This is a genomic window from Corynebacterium sp. BF-R-2 (genome assembly GCF_024586525.1).
GTDB lineage: Bacteria > Actinomycetota > Actinomycetes > Mycobacteriales > Mycobacteriaceae > Corynebacterium > Corynebacterium singulare.
On the sequence record NZ_JAMFTP010000003.1, the window covers coordinates 161,040 to 175,548 of the forward strand.

Genomic DNA, 14,509 nt, shown 5'->3' on the forward strand with positions numbered 1-14,509 from the left:
ACGGTGCGCGGCCGGGCCCTTGAGGAATGGGGCTCGGCCGCGTTGTGCGTTTTCGTTCCTTTGTTAGGGGATGATGGTGGGGGTCTCAGCGATGATGCTGACATAGAGTTCGACATCACCACCGACAGGGACGAGCTGGTCGCCCTGAATGCGGAGCTGCACGGTGGCGCGCTCGGTGACACCTTCAGCGGTAGCGCCGGCGCGGCGGCCGAAGGTGGCGCGGAGGGTGTCGGCGCCAATCACCTGTACATCTTCGATGCTTGCTGCTGTTACGCCCGTGTTAGCCAAGGGGTTTGGGCCATCCCAGACGATGAGACCCTGGGCTGTTGACGCCACAATCCCGTTCGGTTTCTCGAGGTCGCCATAGGAACCGGTGAGCACCGAGTAACTCAGCGGTGCACAGGGGTCAAAACCGCCTTCGGTGACGGTGAAGTAGAAGCGCGGTACGGCGTTGCTTCGCAGTGCCGTGACGCCTTCCGCGCCGAGGCCGTAGCGCTGGTGGTAAAACGCATTCTCCGTCTCACACGCCGCGGTAGAGTCTTTCGGTGTTTCGGGCACCGGCGTGGTGCATGCGGTCAACATCGCGACGTGCAGGAGCCAAGGAAACAACGATAAACGGGTCATGCTTCCCCACACTAGGGCACTCGGCAGCCTGAGGCGGGCCAGTGTGCAGGCATACCCGCGTTGAAGGCGCGCACGAGTAGCCGCACGCCGAGAAGATTTCTCAGCGAGCGGCTGGAGTCCAGCGCAGGTTAACACCGCGGGGCTCGACACTACGGGGAACGGGGCGGCTAGCCCGTGGGCGGTTCTCCTGAATCCGGCGGCGGGTCAGGGGGCGCCCCACTGTCATGCGGCCGCGAGCTAGCCATAGCTTCAGGCGAAGAGTCGGGAGGCGGATGCGCGGGGCTGGGAATCGGGATCGGCGGTCCGGCCCACGGCGGCAGGTAGTGCACGCGGCCGTCAATGCGATCGAGGCGTCCGCGGCCGGTGGGGCGCTCGGGGTCATCGTCATTGACCGCATTGTGATACGCACACAGCGGCACCATATTGGCCATATTGGTCGGCCCGCCGTCCTGGAAGCGGATGAGGTGGTGGATCTGGGACTCGTCAGCAGGCGCGTTACATCCCGGCCACGCGCACGTGGGATGCTCCGCGGACAAGGCAAGTCGCTGCTTCGGGCTGGCGAAGCGGCTCGCCATGTACAAGTTGACGGGGCCGGCGTGGGGATGGACGAGGGTGATGAGGCCGACGTCGGCAAGCGCCTCGCGCACAAAGTCCGCGCCGGTCATCGTGGCGCCGTTGGTGAGCTGCAGCTCAATCTCCTCGCCATCGCCGTCGACGATGCGGTCCAGCTCATCGAGGCGCACGATGACGTTGGACTGGAGCTTCTGGCCCGAACCGCCCCCGCCGCGGAAGACCGTATGCGCCGCGGTAAGCAAATCCTTATCGGTGGTTTTGAGCACGGCCAGCATCCTGGAGATGCTCAACGAGGAATCCGTAATGCTTAGCGTGTGGTTGCGACCCTCCCGGCGCGTCACCCGCACGCCCGGTTCCGGGTCCTTCGGCGGGCGCCATTCCTTGAGCTTTGCCTTCGCCACCATGGGGATTTTCTCCCGCGGGGTAGCGGCGAGCAGCTGGCGCAGCTCCCAGGCCTTGCGCGCCTTGAGGCGAGAACAATAGCGCTCAATATCGAGCAGCGTGAAGACGTCGTGCCGCGTGCGGCGCGCCTTGCGTTGCCGAGAGCGGAACATAGTGTCGCCGAAATACACCGCGTGCAGGTGCAGCAGCTTCTCCGCGAAGTCCGGCCGCGCGCCCATCTGCACCAGCTGCGCGCGCGAGACATCGGCGCACTGCTCGACCACGTCGAGTCCGCGCGCTAGTGCCTGAATGTAACCCCCCAGTTGCATAGCCCACAGCCTAAACCAGTTTGGCAAACCCCGCTACTTAAGAGAAGAAATCGCAGTACACACCTTGTGGCTTTCACTACCTCGTGCTGACGTCAGAACGCAGGGTGCCGAAGTGAATCATGCAGGCAAGTCTAGCCAGTGACCGTGAGCTCGCCGATGCCCTGGTCGATGCGGATATTCAGCAGCGCGCCGGGGTCATGGCGGTCGGTGCAGTTGCTTTCTCCCAAGCCGTTATCACAGGTCAGCGCGACGGGGATGTCCTTCGGGAGGATGACCTCGACGCTGCCGATGCCGATATCGATGGTGACATCATGCTTGGTCTTAAGCTCTTTAATCTGGCTCAAATCCACTGTTGAGGTGCCAATACCCAGGTCGTAGTAGTCCTCGAGCTCATCTTCATGGGTGGGCGCGATGTGTTGAGAACCGACGTTGAAGCGGGCGCTGAAACCGGATTCGTCGTCAGCCTCGGTGACGAAGGTGACTCCCAGGAAAGCAATCATCAAAGCGACGCCGACGGCACCTAGCGCAATTGCGCCCTCAGCCCACTGTGAACCGCGCTTCTTTGTCGGTTCCTCCCGCGGGCCCGGCTCCGGCAGGTCCCAAGCTTCGGGTACCACGCCGAGAGGATCCCACGACGGCGGGGCCGCGCGGCCTGGCGGGAAGGGGTGGCCGTCTGCCGGAGTATAAGACGTGAGGTCGACTGGCTCCTCGCGCACCGGCTGCTCAGTGGCTAACAGCCCGCCGGGCGGTAGCGGTTCGCGCTGATGAAGGGCGTACCATGCCAGCGCCAGCAGCCCGAAGGTCAGCACAGCGGGTGGAAGGCCTGCGAGGGATTGTCCGCTGAGGAGCAGCGGGCCGGAGCTAAAAGTAAGAAGGACACCGACGATGAGGATCCAGCCGAGCTCTTGCTCCTCCTTAACGCCGTCCTTGCCCAGGGCCGCATCGAGCGGGCAGTAGGGTGAGCCAAAGCGCGGCATGAGCGCCCACGCGGTGAGGTAGGCGGCGATGCCACCGCCGAAGGCGAGCGCGGCGACCACGAAGGCCACGCGCACGAGCGTGGGATCGACCTGGTAGCGCACCGCGATGCCTTCGCAGACACCCGCGATGTGAGCGTCGCCGCCCTGCTTTTTGGGAAGGCGGACGGGGCGGGTCGCCCACATCTGGTTGAGTGTGTTGTTCTTCGTCATACTTTTATGGTGCCGCGTGGGGCCTCGCGGCGGTATCGGTAATCGCCCTGATTTTTCGACCTCAGGGTTGTCCCCGATGTGCCCGAGGGGTGGAGCGTGGGACTATAGCTAGTATGACTTCGCCCTATGTGCCCGCAGAGAACGCGGCGCCCTATCCCGTGATGGCGCGCCCCCAGTCTGGCCGCGTGGTGGCCGGCGTGGCTGCGGGGCTTGCGCGGCATCTGCAGGTTCCGGTGCTCTCCGTACGCATCGCCTTGACTGCGTTGTCCCTGCTGGGTGGGGTAGGGGCGTTGGCCTATGCGGGGCTGTGGATATTCACGCCCGCGCTTGACGACGCCCCCTCCTCCCGCCGCAGCCCCCTCTCCCTCGGGTTGGTGGCCCTGGCGCTGGCGGGCAGTGCGGTGGGCGTGCTGGGGGTGTCGGGGGCGTCGCCAAGCGCGGCGGTGCCGTTGGCGGTGGTGGCCATCGGCGCGGTGTTGGCGTGGTTGGCCTACGACCGAGGGCTGAACACACCGGTGGGGTTGGTCGCCGTGGCAGCCGGTGCCGCCTTGGTGCTCGGTGGCGTCGTGGTGGCGGCGGTGACGTGGGAGAGCGGATCGGGCTCGGCGATTGTGGCCACGGCGCTGACGCTGGTGGGCTTTGGCGCGCTGGTGGTGCCGCTGGTGCTGAAGCTGTGGCGGTCGCTGTCGCAGGAACAGGCGGCGAAGGCGGTATCGGAAGAGCGCGCGGAGATTGCCGCCCGCTTGCACGACTCGGTGCTGCAGACGCTGGCGCTGATTCAGAAGCGGGCGGAGGAACCTCGTGAGGTGACTCGCTTGGCACGTGCCCAAGAACGCGAGCTGCGGGCCTGGCTTTTCGACGCCCCCTCCGCCGCCCCCACCACTTGCTTCGGCGCCCTCGAGGCGGCGTGTGGGGAGGTAGAGGACCTTTTCGACCTGCGGGTCTCTCCCGTGACGGTGGGCGAGGATGCGGAGCTGACGGAGTCTGCGAAGCTGCTTATTCAGGCAGCACGCGAGGCGATGGTCAACGCCGGGAAACACGCTGGGGTGAATGCGGTGGATGTGTATGCGGAGCTGCTGGCGGGCGAGCTGAGCATCTTTGTGCGCGACCGCGGGGTGGGTTTTGACGTAGAGGAGATTCCCGCTGATAGACACGGCATTCGTGACAGTATTCGCGCGCGCGTAGAGAGCGTCGGTGGGCGCGTGCGGATTTCCTCGACCCCGGGGGAAGGCACCGAGGTGGAGCTGGCGGTAGCGTTATGAGCATGGTGAAGGTCTTTCTGGTTGATGATCACTCCGTTTTCCGTGCGGGCGTGCGCGCCGAGTTGGCGGCGTCGGAGGAGATTGAGATCGTGGGCGACGCCGGGACCGTCGCCGAGGCGCTGGAGGGCATTGCACGCACTGCCCCGGACGTGGTGCTTCTCGACGTCCACATGCCCGACGGCGGCGGCCTTGCCGTCATTAACGCGACGGCCAACCAGCCCTCGGGGCCGGTGTATCTGGCGCTGAGTGTGTCGGATGCGGCGGAGGATGTGATTGCGCTGATTCGGGCGGGCGCGCGTGGCTATGTCACCAAAAATATTTCCGGCTCGGACCTGGCCCGAGCAATAGTGCAGGTCAACAGCGGGGACGCGTATTTCTCTCCGCGGCTGGCGGGCTTTGTCCTCGACGCTTTTGCTTCCGGTGCTCCTGCGCCAGAGCCTGAGGAGGGGCAGGATCCAGCAGTGGATGCGCTCACGCGGCGCGAGCTGGAGGTCTTGAGGCTGCTCGCTCGCGGCTATACGTACCGCGAAATTGGCAAGCAGCTGTTCATTTCGGTGAAGACGGTGGAAACGCACGCGTCCAACATTCTGCGCAAGACGCAGCAATCCAACCGCCACCAGCTCACCCGCTGGGCCGCTTCGCATGACCTAGATTAGAGAGGACGTCGGCCAGTTAGGGGGCGGCGGTGACAAGTTACCGATGGAGGCGGGAGCCGGCTAGATGTGCTGACCGGGGACGTTGGTGGTTGTAGTAGTGCAACCAGCCCTCGAGCTCGCCGCAGGCGTTGAGCCACTCGACCACCCTCACCCGGACAGCGGTGGCGGTGATCGCGGTTTCGTCGTCATGGATCTCGGGGTAGGCGACGCGGGAATGGTCGTTAAAGATGGTGTGGACATAGGCCTTGCCCATCAACGGATCCCGGTATTTGTCTCTGGGCCTGTCGGGGTGTGGCGGCGCTGTTCTTCTCGCCCTGCCGTCAGCCGACATAGCGCCAGTCTCCGCCGTCAGGGATGTTGCGGAGCTTCTTCACATCGACGTGCAGCATCGCGCCAGGATGGTCATGCTCGTAGCGGCGAACCGGCTCTCCTGACGTTCGGTCAACGTGGGACAGCCGGTTCATATGCGCGTCAGTCAGGCTCCGATGAACCGTTGACGGTGCAACGCCGAGCCGGCATGCGAGTCGCACTGGGCCCTCGCGAAGGCAAAGCCGTAGCTGGATGCAACGCTTGGCCGTCTTCGCAGCGGTCTTATTCGGAGAGTGGTGCGGCCGCGAGGAGTGGTTATGCATGGACTGACCCGTGCATGAGCGGTCGGCTCAGCGCTTAACCATGGGCCAGGAGACCTGAAACCGTGTGGCGACCTTGCTGACCGGACAACCGTCCTCGACGACTAGGTGCGCCACGATCAGCCGGTGGCGGGGCGTCAGCGCGGCGTTCGGATGGGCTACCCAAGGCGGTGGTCCATACGCGTGCGTGCCAACTGAAGGAGCACAGCGCCGGCGGCGACCGCGGCTGCTGCGAGGCAGAGGGCGCCAGCCGACCAGTCCTGCCCGACCAGAACGGACCCGCAGACTGCCCCGAGGGCTGAGCCGAGGTAGTTAGCCGATGCATTGGCGGCCACAGCCGTGGCTCCGTCCTCCGGGTTGGAGGCAATTAGAATGTGCTGCTGCGGTGTCAGTGAAGCCCAGCCACACACCCCCCAGATGAGCAAGCTGACCAGCAACACGGCAGGCATCTCGCTGGCGGTCATGCCAGCCAGCGCACACGCCAAACCGACCAGCAGGATGAGGCTGAGCCTCAGCGGGTGGCCGCGGTCCACGACTCGCCCGATACCCAACGCCCCGATCGCCCCACCGATGCCCCACACCCAGATCGCCAACGTCTGATGAGAGGACAGACTCGACTGGCCGAGCACGAGCGCGAGGTAGGTGTACAGACCCAGCGACGCGACACCGGTCAACAACGTGACGGTGACCGTGACGAGATTGTCGGTACGCGTGATAGCCCTAAGGCGTTGCCGCAGACTGGACGCTGGCACCTCCGGCAGATTCCTGTCTCGACACACGATGCCTACCATGGCCAAGGCTCCCGTGATGACGATGAGGGTGATTGCCGATCTCCAGCCCCACCGCTCGGACAGCATGAGCCCGACTGGCACACCGAACACGGTGCCTCCAGCTAGCCCAGCCAGGACGAGCGACAAAGCCCGGCCACGCTGCTCCGCACCGACCAGAGCAGCAGCGACAGCCGAGGACAGCGGGGAGTACACCCCGGCCGCGGCCCCAGCGACCACCCGAGCCACGAGGAATACCCACACCGTGGGCGACAGTGCCGTGGCGATGTTTGCCACCGTGAAGATCGTCAAGGCGATCGCGAGACTCCGCGAGGGATGGCGCCCTGCACTCCCCGCCAAGACTGGGCCAACGAGCGCATAGGCGCCCGTGAAGGCAGCCACACCCAATCCGACGGTCGCTTCCCGGGATGCCAGAGACGTAGAGATCGCTGGCAGAAGGCCAGCGATCACGTAGGCGTCGAGCCCCAAAGCGACACTGCCCATAATGAAGGGCCACAGACGCCGGATCACGAGTGCTCCTGTGGTGCGGCATTCGCAATCACAGCGCCCAGGACCCCCGGAAATAGGGACTCAAGGTCATCGTGGCGCAACCGAATCAGACACGCTCGGCCTTCGCCTCGGGTCCACGTCACGCCTGCTTCGCGCAGCATTCGGGTGTGGTACGTGAGCGTTGAGCGAGGCAGGTCTTCCGCCAGTTCCAGGCTGTCATGCTCCTCGCCGTCAGCCAGCCGACGGACCATCTCCAGCCGCGTCGGATCGCTCAACGCTGCCAAAACCCGGGGCAAGCTTATGTCGGCGGCAGGGGGGTGCTCATATGTGCGGGGTGTCATCGAACCTCCAATAGTCGTGCAGTAATACCTGCACTATAATCGTGCAGGAATAACTGCACAACACATAGAGGTCTCCCTAGGTCAATCAACGTCCTCGGTTAGTACGGCTAGATAGAGACTGGTTTCGGCGGCAGGGCGAGTCTAAGCCGGGGGCGCATAAGCGAGCTTGCGAGAGCCGTCCACGTGCGGGAAAAGCACGAACGCGGCCCCGCCGACAAGGACTCCCACGAGCACGCTGCCCCACACCGGCAAGGCGATGAGCGGGGCGACCATGATGGCTAACCACAGCACCATGAGTGGTAGAAGCTGCGCTATGGAAGGCACCATGGTGACGTTGTGGTCCTCGGCGAACTCGCGCATGCGCACGCGGTAGGGGTGCAGAATCGTCAGCGCGCAGGCAGCGAGGATGAAGACCAAGCTCAGCCCCAGCGCGAGGCCGAAGTGGATGCGGCTTGTACCGACCGCCACGGCGGCACCGGCCAGCAGCGAGGCGCCGAGGCGTACCCACAGCGGAGTGGGGATGGGGGTGGTGTGCGCGTGGAGGGGGTTCATGCCGCCTAACGCTACCAGCGCAATTGCGCGTGTCCGGTGGGAGGTTCATAATGGAGCCATGAATCAAACAGGTGTTCGCTTAGCGGGTGGGTCACGGGCTGACCAGGTTGCGGCTTTGCGCGCCCAGATTCAGCGCCTAGAAACGCCAGACGTGGCGGCGGATGTCCAGCCGGACGTGGACATTCTCAATGTCCCTGAAGGTCTATCTGAGCTGCTCCCAGGGGGTGGGCTTCCTCGAAAGCAGGCTACGGCATGCGCGGAATGCGCGGCCCTAGTGGTGGATCTCGTAAGTCATGTTAGTGCGGCGGGCGGACATGTCGGCGTCGTCGGCTGGCCAGACCTTTCACTCGCACAGGTGGCCGAGGAAGGGGATGCCTCCCGGGTCATCGTTGTGCCCGATCCGGGGGCGGAGCCGTGGGCGGTGACCGGTGTGTTGTGTGAGGGGTTGGACCTCGTCGTGCACAAAGGTCTCGGCGAGCTGAGCCCCACGCGGGCACGCCCAGTGCTGGCCAAGGTGCGCGGCGGGCAGGCGGCGCTGCTGACCGTCGGGGTGCGGCTGCCGGGCACGGCCACGGAGATTGGTGCGGACGTCGTGGCGGTGCGCGGCGTGGGCCGCGGCGTGGGGCGTATTAGGGGAGTGGACATTGAGGTGCGGGTGGCGTCGAAAAGCACGCGCCCGCGTCGTGGGATCCTCACCTGCGGCGAACGCGCTGAGCGGCCACGCTTGGAGGTGGTATGAGAGTCGCGGCCCTGTGGTTCCCGGATTGGCCCATCCAGGCGCTGCAGGACGCCGACAGGGCAGCGTGTGTGATTGCCTCCCAGTACCACGTGGCGGTGTGTAACGCGGCGGCGCGCCGGGCCGGGGTGCGCCGCGGCATGCGCGTGCGCCAGGCCCAGGCGGTGCTGCCGGATGTGCGCGTGGAGGAGGCTAACCCGGACCGCGATGGCGCAGTCTTCGCAGGGATTGCCGCGGGGCTTGATGCGGTGGCGTCCTCGGTGGAGGTCCTGCGCCCCGGCCTGGTTATTGTGGATGCGTGCGCGGCGGGGCGTTTCCACGGAAGCGAAGATAGGGCAGTGGAGATGCTTGTCGACGCCTCCTCCAGAGCCCACCTCGACGTCACCGTCGGCGTCGCCGACGAGATTGCCACCGCGCTCATTGCCGCGCGCCACGAGAACCTCGGTGCGGTGGTGCCGGAAGGTGGGTCGCGGGAGTTTCTGGCGGAGCAACCGGTGGGGTTGCTGGCTGCGGAAGTCTCGCTCGGCTGCCCGCCCGAGGTGGTCCATACTCTTCATCGTCTCGGCGTGCGCACGTTGGGTGATCTGGCGCGCCTGCCACTGCGGCAGGTCACCACGCGTTTCGGTGAGGCGGGGCGGCGCTGCCACGCGGTGGCCTCCGCCGCGCCGGATAGGCGAGTAGCTCCGGAGCTTCAGCGGCCTGACCTCGGCGTGGAGCAGGCCTTCGAGGAACCGCTTGAGCGCGTGGATGCCGCGGCCTTCGCCGCGCGCCAGCTGGCGGCGCGACTGCACGCGGCATTGGATGATGCGGGGCTTATCTGTGTGCGTCTGCGGGTCATCGCCGAATTCGAGGGCGGCACGCGCCTGGAGCGTATCTGGCGCACCCAGGAAGCGCTGAGTGAAGCCGCCACGGCAGACCGCGTGCGCTGGCAGCTCGATGGGTGGTTGAGTAGTGCGCGGGCGGGCGAGGGTGGGGGTGTGGAGAAGCTGGTGCTGGAGCCGGTGGAAGTCGCCCCGCCCGGGGATGGCGTGCTGTGGGGCGCGGGTGAATCGACTGAGCAGGCAAAGCGGGTCATTGCGCGGGTGCAGTCCCAGCTGGGGGTGGACCGTGTGCTGCAGCCGCGGCCGGCGGCCGGGCGCGGGGTGGCCGAGCGCATCGAGCTGGTGCCCTACGGCGAGCAGCGTGACCCTGCCCCGGAGGGAACGTGGCCAGGGCGCATCCCCGCACCGCTGCCGGCGAGCCTGGCGCACCCAGCCGCGCGCATTCGGCTTATCGACGCCTCCGCGCGCGACATCATCGTCACCGCCGAGGCCCTCCTCTCCGGCGAGCCCGCGGGCCTGGGCTGGGGACGAAACCGCTACCGCGTCACCGGGTGGGCCGGGCCTTGGCCAGTGGACACCGGGTGGTGGGACCCCAACGAGGCGCAGCGCTGCGCGCGCCTGCAAGTGGTCGGTGACAACGAGAACGGCCAGCGCGCCTGGCTTCTTGTGTGGGCAGGCGGGCGCTGGTCCGTGGAGGCGACGTATACCTAATTCTGGATATCGATAACCAGACGTGTTGGCGCCTTGAGCACCTGGACGGAGTAGGGGTGGCGCCCGTCGAGCCCGACGACGAACTGCGAACGCGCCTCAAAGGTGCCGCCGCTGACAACTTGGGTGACCATGCCGCCAGCGCCCTTGACGGTGCCGATGTTCGGGTCTTCCATGTCGAGCTGGAATGGGTACGCGGTGCCGTCGATGCTGACGTCGAGAGCCGTTGAGCCCTCATACGAGATGGGGTTGCCAGATCCCTGCTGGGCGGGGGAGTCGGTGTAATCGATGTGCCAGCCCGGTGAGCCATTGCCGACGAATTCGAAGACGACGCGCTCAAAGTTATCGTGCTTGCCCACGCGCACATCCGTCACGACCAGCTCGGAGGGTGCCGGCGGGCGGAGGGTTTTCATCTCCAAGTTGGCATCGCCCAGTGGGGTTAGTCCGGCTGGGGCCGTGGCGTTCTGGGCTGGAGCGGCGGTGACGGTGGCGGTTGAGGTGGAGGCTCCAGACAAGGAGGCGTCGAGCGTGGCGGTGGGGGCGGAGGCGTCGTCAGAGGACGCGGAGCAGCCCTGCAGCACGAGCGCACTCGATACAGCGAGTGCTGCCACGGAGGCAGCTGCGCGCGAGAGAGTGTGTTTCGGCATACCCCCGAGCGTAGCTGCCGGTAGAGAAATTCCTAGCACCGAAGTGAACATCGTAACCACATTGTTGTGAAAGAAGTGATGACAGTTAAACTGGCGCCATGACCTTCTGCTCTGACATCCAGGTCGAACCCCTGGCTGGTACCGCTAAGCAAGAATCCGTCTATGTTCTCTTCGAGTGGCCCGCGGCCTGGTCCCGCGATGTGCTTGACGGCCACACGTTCGGCCCCGGCTTGACCGAAAAGCTCAAGGCCAAGCTTAAGGGCGTGGCCGGCCTGCAGCTCATCCGCCGCCCTGGACGCGCCGGGCGGGAGCGCGGAACGGGTCATTTCCGCTGCTTCGTGGTCTGGGCTCGCGAGGGTCTGGTGCAGGATTACATCCTCAACGGCCCGGAGGAAATCCTCGACCTCGACTTGGAGCACCCGCGCGGCACGTGCCTGCCGCTGGTACTGGTGTGCACGCACGCTAAACGCGATGCCTGCTGCGCGGTGAAGGGCCGCCCGCTGGCAGCCTCGCTGGCCTGTGAATACGAGGAGACGGTGTGGGAGACCTCCCACACCAAGGGCCACCGCTTCGCACCCTCGGTGCTGCTCATGCCGTGGGGCTATTCCTTCGGCCGCCTCAACGTGGAGGCCGGCCGCGAGCTCGTGGGCAAGGCCCTGCGCGGCGAGTATTTCTACCCGGCCAACCGCGGCTCGGGCCTGCACACGCCGAAGGGTCAGGTGGCGGAACTCGCCGTGGCGCGTGAGCTTCTCGACGCCTCCGAAACCCTCCACTACGGCGACCTCCATGTCGACGCAGCAGCTGAGGCTGCTGCGGGGGATTGCATCACCGTGCGGCATGCTGATGGCCGCGCGTGGGTTGTGGAGCTGGAAGAAAAAGAGGCCTCCGGCGTCGTCTCCTCCTGTGGAGACGAGCCGAAGACCTCTCGCTTTTATGTCGCGTGTCGCGTCGAAAGACGCGACACGTAGGTAGGACGCGGCGCGTAACTGGCGCGCGGCTAGCGGCGCATAATCTTCGCTGACAGCCAGTTGCCGAAGAACTGAGCTGCCTGCACGAGCACGATGATGATGAGGGTAGCCACCACGGTGACTTCCCACTCGAAGGCGCGGTAACCGTAAACGATGGCGAAGTCACCCAAGCCGCCGCCGCCGACGTAACCGGCCATGGCGGACATATCGACGATGCCGATGAACAGGAAGGTGTAGCCCAACACCAGCGGTCCGAGAGCCTCGGGCACGATGACTGTGGTGATGATCTTCCACGGTGAGGCGCCCATGGCGCGGGCCGCCTCAATGACGCCCGGATCCAGCGCCACGAGGTTTTGCTCCACGATGCGCGCCACCGCAAAGGTTGCCGCGATAACCATGACGAACGTTGCTGGTCCGCGGCCAATGGAACTGCCCAACGCTGCCACCGTGAGGGGCTGGACGAAGGCCAGCAAGATAATGAACGGAATCGGGCGGATGAAGTTCACCAGGATATTGATGATGAAGTAAATAACCTTGTTCTGCAGGATGCCGCCTGGGCGGGTGGTGTAGAGCAAGATACCCAGAACGAGGCCGATGAGGCCGGCGAGCACCATGGTGGTGGCGACCATGATGAGGGTGTCTTTGATGGCGTCGACAAGCGTGCCACTTAGACGGTCCCAGTTGGCCTCCGCGAGGTAAGTGACGGTCATCGTTGAATCTCCTCAATCTCGGTGGTGCGTTGCATGTGGGCGTAGAATTCTTCGATGGCCTCTGCCGGGCCGTTGAGGCGCACGGTGAGCTTGCCGAAGGAATGCTTCTGCAGGGTCGTAATACCGCCGTGGACGACGGCGATGGATACGCCCTTGTCGCTGAGCTTGCCGGCAGCGTCGAAGAAGCCGGACTTCTCGGTCAGGTTGATGGTGAACAGTCGGCCCTCGTGGGCGAGGAGGTCATCGGCCTCGACGATGTCCGGAGTGTTGCGCAGCGACGTCGCCACGAACTTCTCGGCCACGCTCGTCTTCGGGTGAGAGAAGACCTCGTAGACGCTGCCGTCCTCAATGACGCGGCCATTTTCCATCACGGCGACCTTGTCGGCGATGGAACGCACGACGTCCATCTCGTGGGTAATGACCACGATGGTGATGCCGAGGTCGCGGTTGACCTTGCGCAGCAAGTCGAGAACCTCGTGTGTGGTAGTGGGGTCGAGGGCGGAGGTGGCTTCGTCCGCAAGCAACAGCGAAGGCTGCGTCGCCAATGCGCGGGCAATGCCAACACGCTGCTTCTGGCCACCGGAGAGCTGCTCCGGGTAGTTATCGCCCTTGTCGGACAAGCCGACGAAGTCGAGCAGCTCCTGGACGCGCTTTTTACGCTCCTGCTTGTCGACGCCCTGCAGCTTCAACGGGTATTCAATATTGCCCGCCGCGGTGCGTGAGGACATGAGGTTGAACTGCTGAAAGATCATGCCGATGTTGCGGCGGATGCCGCGCAGTTGCTTTTCGGGCATACCGACGACATTGGTGCCGTCGAGAAGCAGCTCTCCCGACGTTGGGGTATCGAGGCCGTTGATCATGCGCACCAGCGTGGACTTACCTGCGCCGGAGAAGCCGATGATACCGACAATTTCGCCGGACTCGACGGTCAGGGAGACATTGTCGAGTGCTTTAGTAGTGGTCTTTTTGTTCTTAAAGACCTTGGTGATGTTGTGGAACTCAATCCGGGTGCCGCGGTGGGCGCCAGAGTAGTCAGTCACGTGGGTGTCCTTGTGGGGTTATGTGAATCGTGTGTAACGGCCAAATCCCCCGGCCACGCACTTCAGCGTGAACGCGGGGGGACATGTGGAGTAGCGGGGAGCTTAGGCTTCTTCTTCGAGGCGGTCCAGAATCTCCTGGAGCTCCTCCTGCGGGCGGTCCACAGCCACGGCGGTCTCACCGGAGGACTTCAGGACAGCTTCGGTGACCTTCGGATCCTTCCACAGCTTGGCCAGCTCGTGGAGGGTCTCGTTGTCTGCGTCCTCTGCACGTACGGCCCATACGTTGATGTACGGCTCGGCCTCGGTGGAGTTCGGGTCATCCTGCGCAACAGCGGACTTCGGGTCAATGCCGGCGCGCTCCAGGAAGGAGTTATTGATGACGGCCGGCTTGCCCTCGCCGTACGCGGCCGGAGTCTGGGCGGCGTCGACCGGGGTGACGGTGACCTTGGACTTCTTCTCGTCGATGTCGAGCGGAGTCGGGATCAGCGGGCTGTCCTCCTTGAGGGTAACCAGTCCCTCCTGAGCCAGCAGGCCGATAGCGCGGCCCTGGTTGGTGGAGTCATTCGGGATGGCAACTTCCTGGCCCTCGGCGTCAGAGAGATCCTCGTGGTCCTTCCAGTAGATGGCCAGCGGGTAAATCTCGGTGGATGCCAGCGGAACGAGGTCGGTGCCGTTGCCCTGGTTGTACTTAGCGAGGAACTGCAGGTGCTGGAACTTGTTAGCGGTCAGCTGACCCTGATCCAGAGCCTGGTTCGGGGTGTTGTAGTCCGCGAAGTTCTCCAGCTTTACGTCGTAGCCGGCCTCCTTGGCCAGGTCCTGGAAGACAGCCCACTCTTCCATGTTGGCATCGGTGGTGCCGATGGTGATGGTGGAGTCCTTGGTGATGGCCTCGCCGGAGTCCTTGGACTCAGCGGAGTCCGAGGAGTCGGAGGAGCAGGCAACCAGGCCGGTGGCGGCGATGACGGCTGCGGAGGTGGCAGCGAGTGCGCGACGGATGCTCATGATGGGTCTAGTGTCCCTTCTTCATTGTTTGTGCGGCATGCAGGGATGCCGCAGGTGATTACACTG

At 65.0% G+C, this 14,509-nt stretch carries 15 protein-coding genes and 1 pseudogene; 5 read left to right on the forward strand and 11 right to left on the reverse strand.

The genetic code is table 11. The features are described from left to right. Positions 1 to 63: 63 nt before the first annotated feature. From M5J09_RS03055 to M5J09_RS03065, 3 genes are all read right to left on the reverse strand, one after another. Positions 64 to 624 carry a hypothetical protein gene (locus M5J09_RS03055; RefSeq protein ID WP_257156910.1) on the reverse strand — a complete coding sequence of 187 codons (561 nt, stop codon included), beginning with the start codon at positions 622 to 624 and terminating at the stop codon, positions 64 to 66. Positions 625 to 791: 167 nt separating this feature from the next. Next, a complete protein-coding gene (locus M5J09_RS03060) occupies positions 792 to 1,907 on the reverse strand; it encodes an HNH endonuclease signature motif containing protein (protein ID WP_257156911.1) in 1,116 nt (371 codons plus the stop codon). A gap of 131 nt (positions 1,908 to 2,038) precedes the next feature. Further along, positions 2,039 to 3,094: a PspC domain-containing protein gene (locus M5J09_RS03065; protein WP_257156912.1), complete on the reverse strand. Its 1,056-nt coding sequence runs from the start codon at positions 3,092 to 3,094 to the stop codon at positions 2,039 to 2,041. Positions 3,095 to 3,207: 113 nt separating this feature from the next. Between M5J09_RS03065 and M5J09_RS03070 the strand changes: the two genes are divergently transcribed. Together M5J09_RS03070 and M5J09_RS03075 are read left to right on the forward strand one after the other, a co-directional pair. Continuing rightward, a complete protein-coding gene (locus M5J09_RS03070) occupies positions 3,208 to 4,356 on the forward strand; it encodes an ATP-binding protein (protein WP_257156913.1) in 1,149 nt (382 codons plus the stop codon). Between the two features lie 2 nt (positions 4,357 to 4,358). After that, the gene (locus M5J09_RS03075) at positions 4,359 to 5,012 is read left to right on the forward strand and encodes a response regulator transcription factor (RefSeq protein ID WP_257156914.1); all 654 of its coding nucleotides are present in this window, start codon (positions 4,359 to 4,361) and stop codon (positions 5,010 to 5,012) included. Positions 5,013 to 5,130: 118 nt separating this feature from the next. Here M5J09_RS03075 and M5J09_RS03080 read toward each other — a convergent pair. The 4 genes and pseudogenes from M5J09_RS03080 to M5J09_RS03095 all read right to left on the reverse strand — a co-directional run. After that, positions 5,131 to 5,782, reverse strand: a pseudogene (locus M5J09_RS03080) (IS481 family transposase); the annotation flags it as partial. Between the two features lie 17 nt (positions 5,783 to 5,799). Then, complete coding sequence (locus M5J09_RS03085) at positions 5,800 to 6,939, reverse strand: MFS transporter (protein WP_257156915.1); 1,140 nt, start codon at positions 6,937 to 6,939, stop codon at positions 5,800 to 5,802. Next, positions 6,936 to 7,259 carry a helix-turn-helix transcriptional regulator gene (locus tag M5J09_RS03090; protein WP_070536876.1) on the reverse strand — a complete coding sequence of 108 codons (324 nt, stop codon included), beginning with the start codon at positions 7,257 to 7,259 and terminating at the stop codon, positions 6,936 to 6,938. Before M5J09_RS03090 ends, M5J09_RS03085 begins: the two co-directional genes overlap by 4 nt. 141 nt (positions 7,260 to 7,400) lie before the next feature. Further along, complete coding sequence (locus tag M5J09_RS03095) at positions 7,401 to 7,811, reverse strand: hypothetical protein (protein WP_257156916.1); 411 nt, start codon at positions 7,809 to 7,811, stop codon at positions 7,401 to 7,403. 58 nt (positions 7,812 to 7,869) lie between these two features. Between M5J09_RS03095 and M5J09_RS03100 the strand changes: the two genes are divergently transcribed. Then, positions 7,870 to 8,550, forward strand: a complete 681-nt coding sequence (locus M5J09_RS03100; protein WP_257156917.1) for a hypothetical protein — start codon at positions 7,870 to 7,872, stop codon at positions 8,548 to 8,550. Beyond that, the gene (locus M5J09_RS03105) at positions 8,547 to 10,079 is read left to right on the forward strand and encodes a DNA polymerase Y family protein (protein WP_257156918.1); all 1,533 of its coding nucleotides are present in this window, start codon (positions 8,547 to 8,549) and stop codon (positions 10,077 to 10,079) included. The genes M5J09_RS03100 and M5J09_RS03105 overlap by 4 nt, the downstream gene beginning before the upstream one ends. Here the strand turns inward: M5J09_RS03105 and M5J09_RS03110 are convergent. Further along, entirely contained in the window at positions 10,076 to 10,723 is a 648-nt protein-coding gene (locus tag M5J09_RS03110; RefSeq protein ID WP_042529463.1) for a hypothetical protein, read from the reverse strand. The two genes, M5J09_RS03105 and M5J09_RS03110, sit on opposite strands and share 4 nt — an antisense overlap. A 98-nt stretch (positions 10,724 to 10,821) precedes the next feature. On the opposite strand from M5J09_RS03110, the gene M5J09_RS03115 reads away from it, so the two are divergent. Next, positions 10,822 to 11,691, forward strand: coding sequence for a sucrase ferredoxin (locus tag M5J09_RS03115; RefSeq protein WP_257156919.1), 870 nt, complete (start codon positions 10,822 to 10,824; stop codon positions 11,689 to 11,691). A gap of 29 nt (positions 11,692 to 11,720) precedes the next feature. Here M5J09_RS03115 and M5J09_RS03120 read toward each other — a convergent pair whose 3' ends face one another. The 3 genes from M5J09_RS03120 to M5J09_RS03130 form a co-directional block, all read right to left on the reverse strand. Continuing rightward, positions 11,721 to 12,401 (reverse strand): methionine ABC transporter permease, encoded by a 681-nt coding sequence (locus M5J09_RS03120; RefSeq protein ID WP_144791293.1) that lies wholly within the window; start codon positions 12,399 to 12,401, stop codon positions 11,721 to 11,723. Then, the gene (locus tag M5J09_RS03125) at positions 12,398 to 13,441 is read right to left on the reverse strand and encodes a methionine ABC transporter ATP-binding protein (RefSeq protein ID WP_257156920.1); all 1,044 of its coding nucleotides are present in this window, start codon (positions 13,439 to 13,441) and stop codon (positions 12,398 to 12,400) included. Before M5J09_RS03125 ends, M5J09_RS03120 begins: the two co-directional genes overlap by 4 nt. A 102-nt stretch (positions 13,442 to 13,543) precedes the next feature. Further along, positions 13,544 to 14,443, reverse strand: coding sequence for a MetQ/NlpA family ABC transporter substrate-binding protein (locus tag M5J09_RS03130; protein ID WP_070536883.1), 900 nt, complete (start codon positions 14,441 to 14,443; stop codon positions 13,544 to 13,546). Positions 14,444 to 14,509: the final 66 nt, after the last annotated feature.

Excerpts from the sequence above, each read along its gene's own strand:
- M5J09_RS03055 (WP_257156910.1), bottom strand. The coding sequence starts at position 624 with ATGACCCGTTTATCGTTGTTTCCTTGGCTCCTGCACGTCGCGATGTTG.
- M5J09_RS03060 (WP_257156911.1), bottom strand. The coding sequence starts at position 1,907 with ATGCAACTGGGGGGTTACATTCAGGCACTAGCGCGCGGACTCGACGTG.
- M5J09_RS03065 (WP_257156912.1), bottom strand. The coding sequence starts at position 3,094 with ATGACGAAGAACAACACACTCAACCAGATGTGGGCGACCCGCCCCGTC.
- M5J09_RS03070 (WP_257156913.1), top strand. The coding sequence starts at position 3,208 with ATGACTTCGCCCTATGTGCCCGCAGAGAACGCGGCGCCCTATCCCGTG.
- M5J09_RS03075 (WP_257156914.1), top strand. The coding sequence starts at position 4,359 with ATGGTGAAGGTCTTTCTGGTTGATGATCACTCCGTTTTCCGTGCGGGC.
- M5J09_RS03090 (WP_070536876.1), bottom strand. The coding sequence starts at position 7,259 with ATGACACCCCGCACATATGAGCACCCCCCTGCCGCCGACATAAGCTTG.
- M5J09_RS03095 (WP_257156916.1), bottom strand. The coding sequence starts at position 7,811 with ATGAACCCCCTCCACGCGCACACCACCCCCATCCCCACTCCGCTGTGG.
- M5J09_RS03100 (WP_257156917.1), top strand. The coding sequence starts at position 7,870 with ATGAATCAAACAGGTGTTCGCTTAGCGGGTGGGTCACGGGCTGACCAG.
- M5J09_RS03105 (WP_257156918.1), top strand. The coding sequence starts at position 8,547 with ATGAGAGTCGCGGCCCTGTGGTTCCCGGATTGGCCCATCCAGGCGCTG.
- M5J09_RS03110 (WP_042529463.1), bottom strand. The coding sequence starts at position 10,723 with ATGCCGAAACACACTCTCTCGCGCGCAGCTGCCTCCGTGGCAGCACTC.
- M5J09_RS03115 (WP_257156919.1), top strand. The coding sequence starts at position 10,822 with ATGACCTTCTGCTCTGACATCCAGGTCGAACCCCTGGCTGGTACCGCT.
- M5J09_RS03120 (WP_144791293.1), bottom strand. The coding sequence starts at position 12,401 with ATGACCGTCACTTACCTCGCGGAGGCCAACTGGGACCGTCTAAGTGGC.
- M5J09_RS03130 (WP_070536883.1), bottom strand. The coding sequence starts at position 14,443 with ATGAGCATCCGTCGCGCACTCGCTGCCACCTCCGCAGCCGTCATCGCC.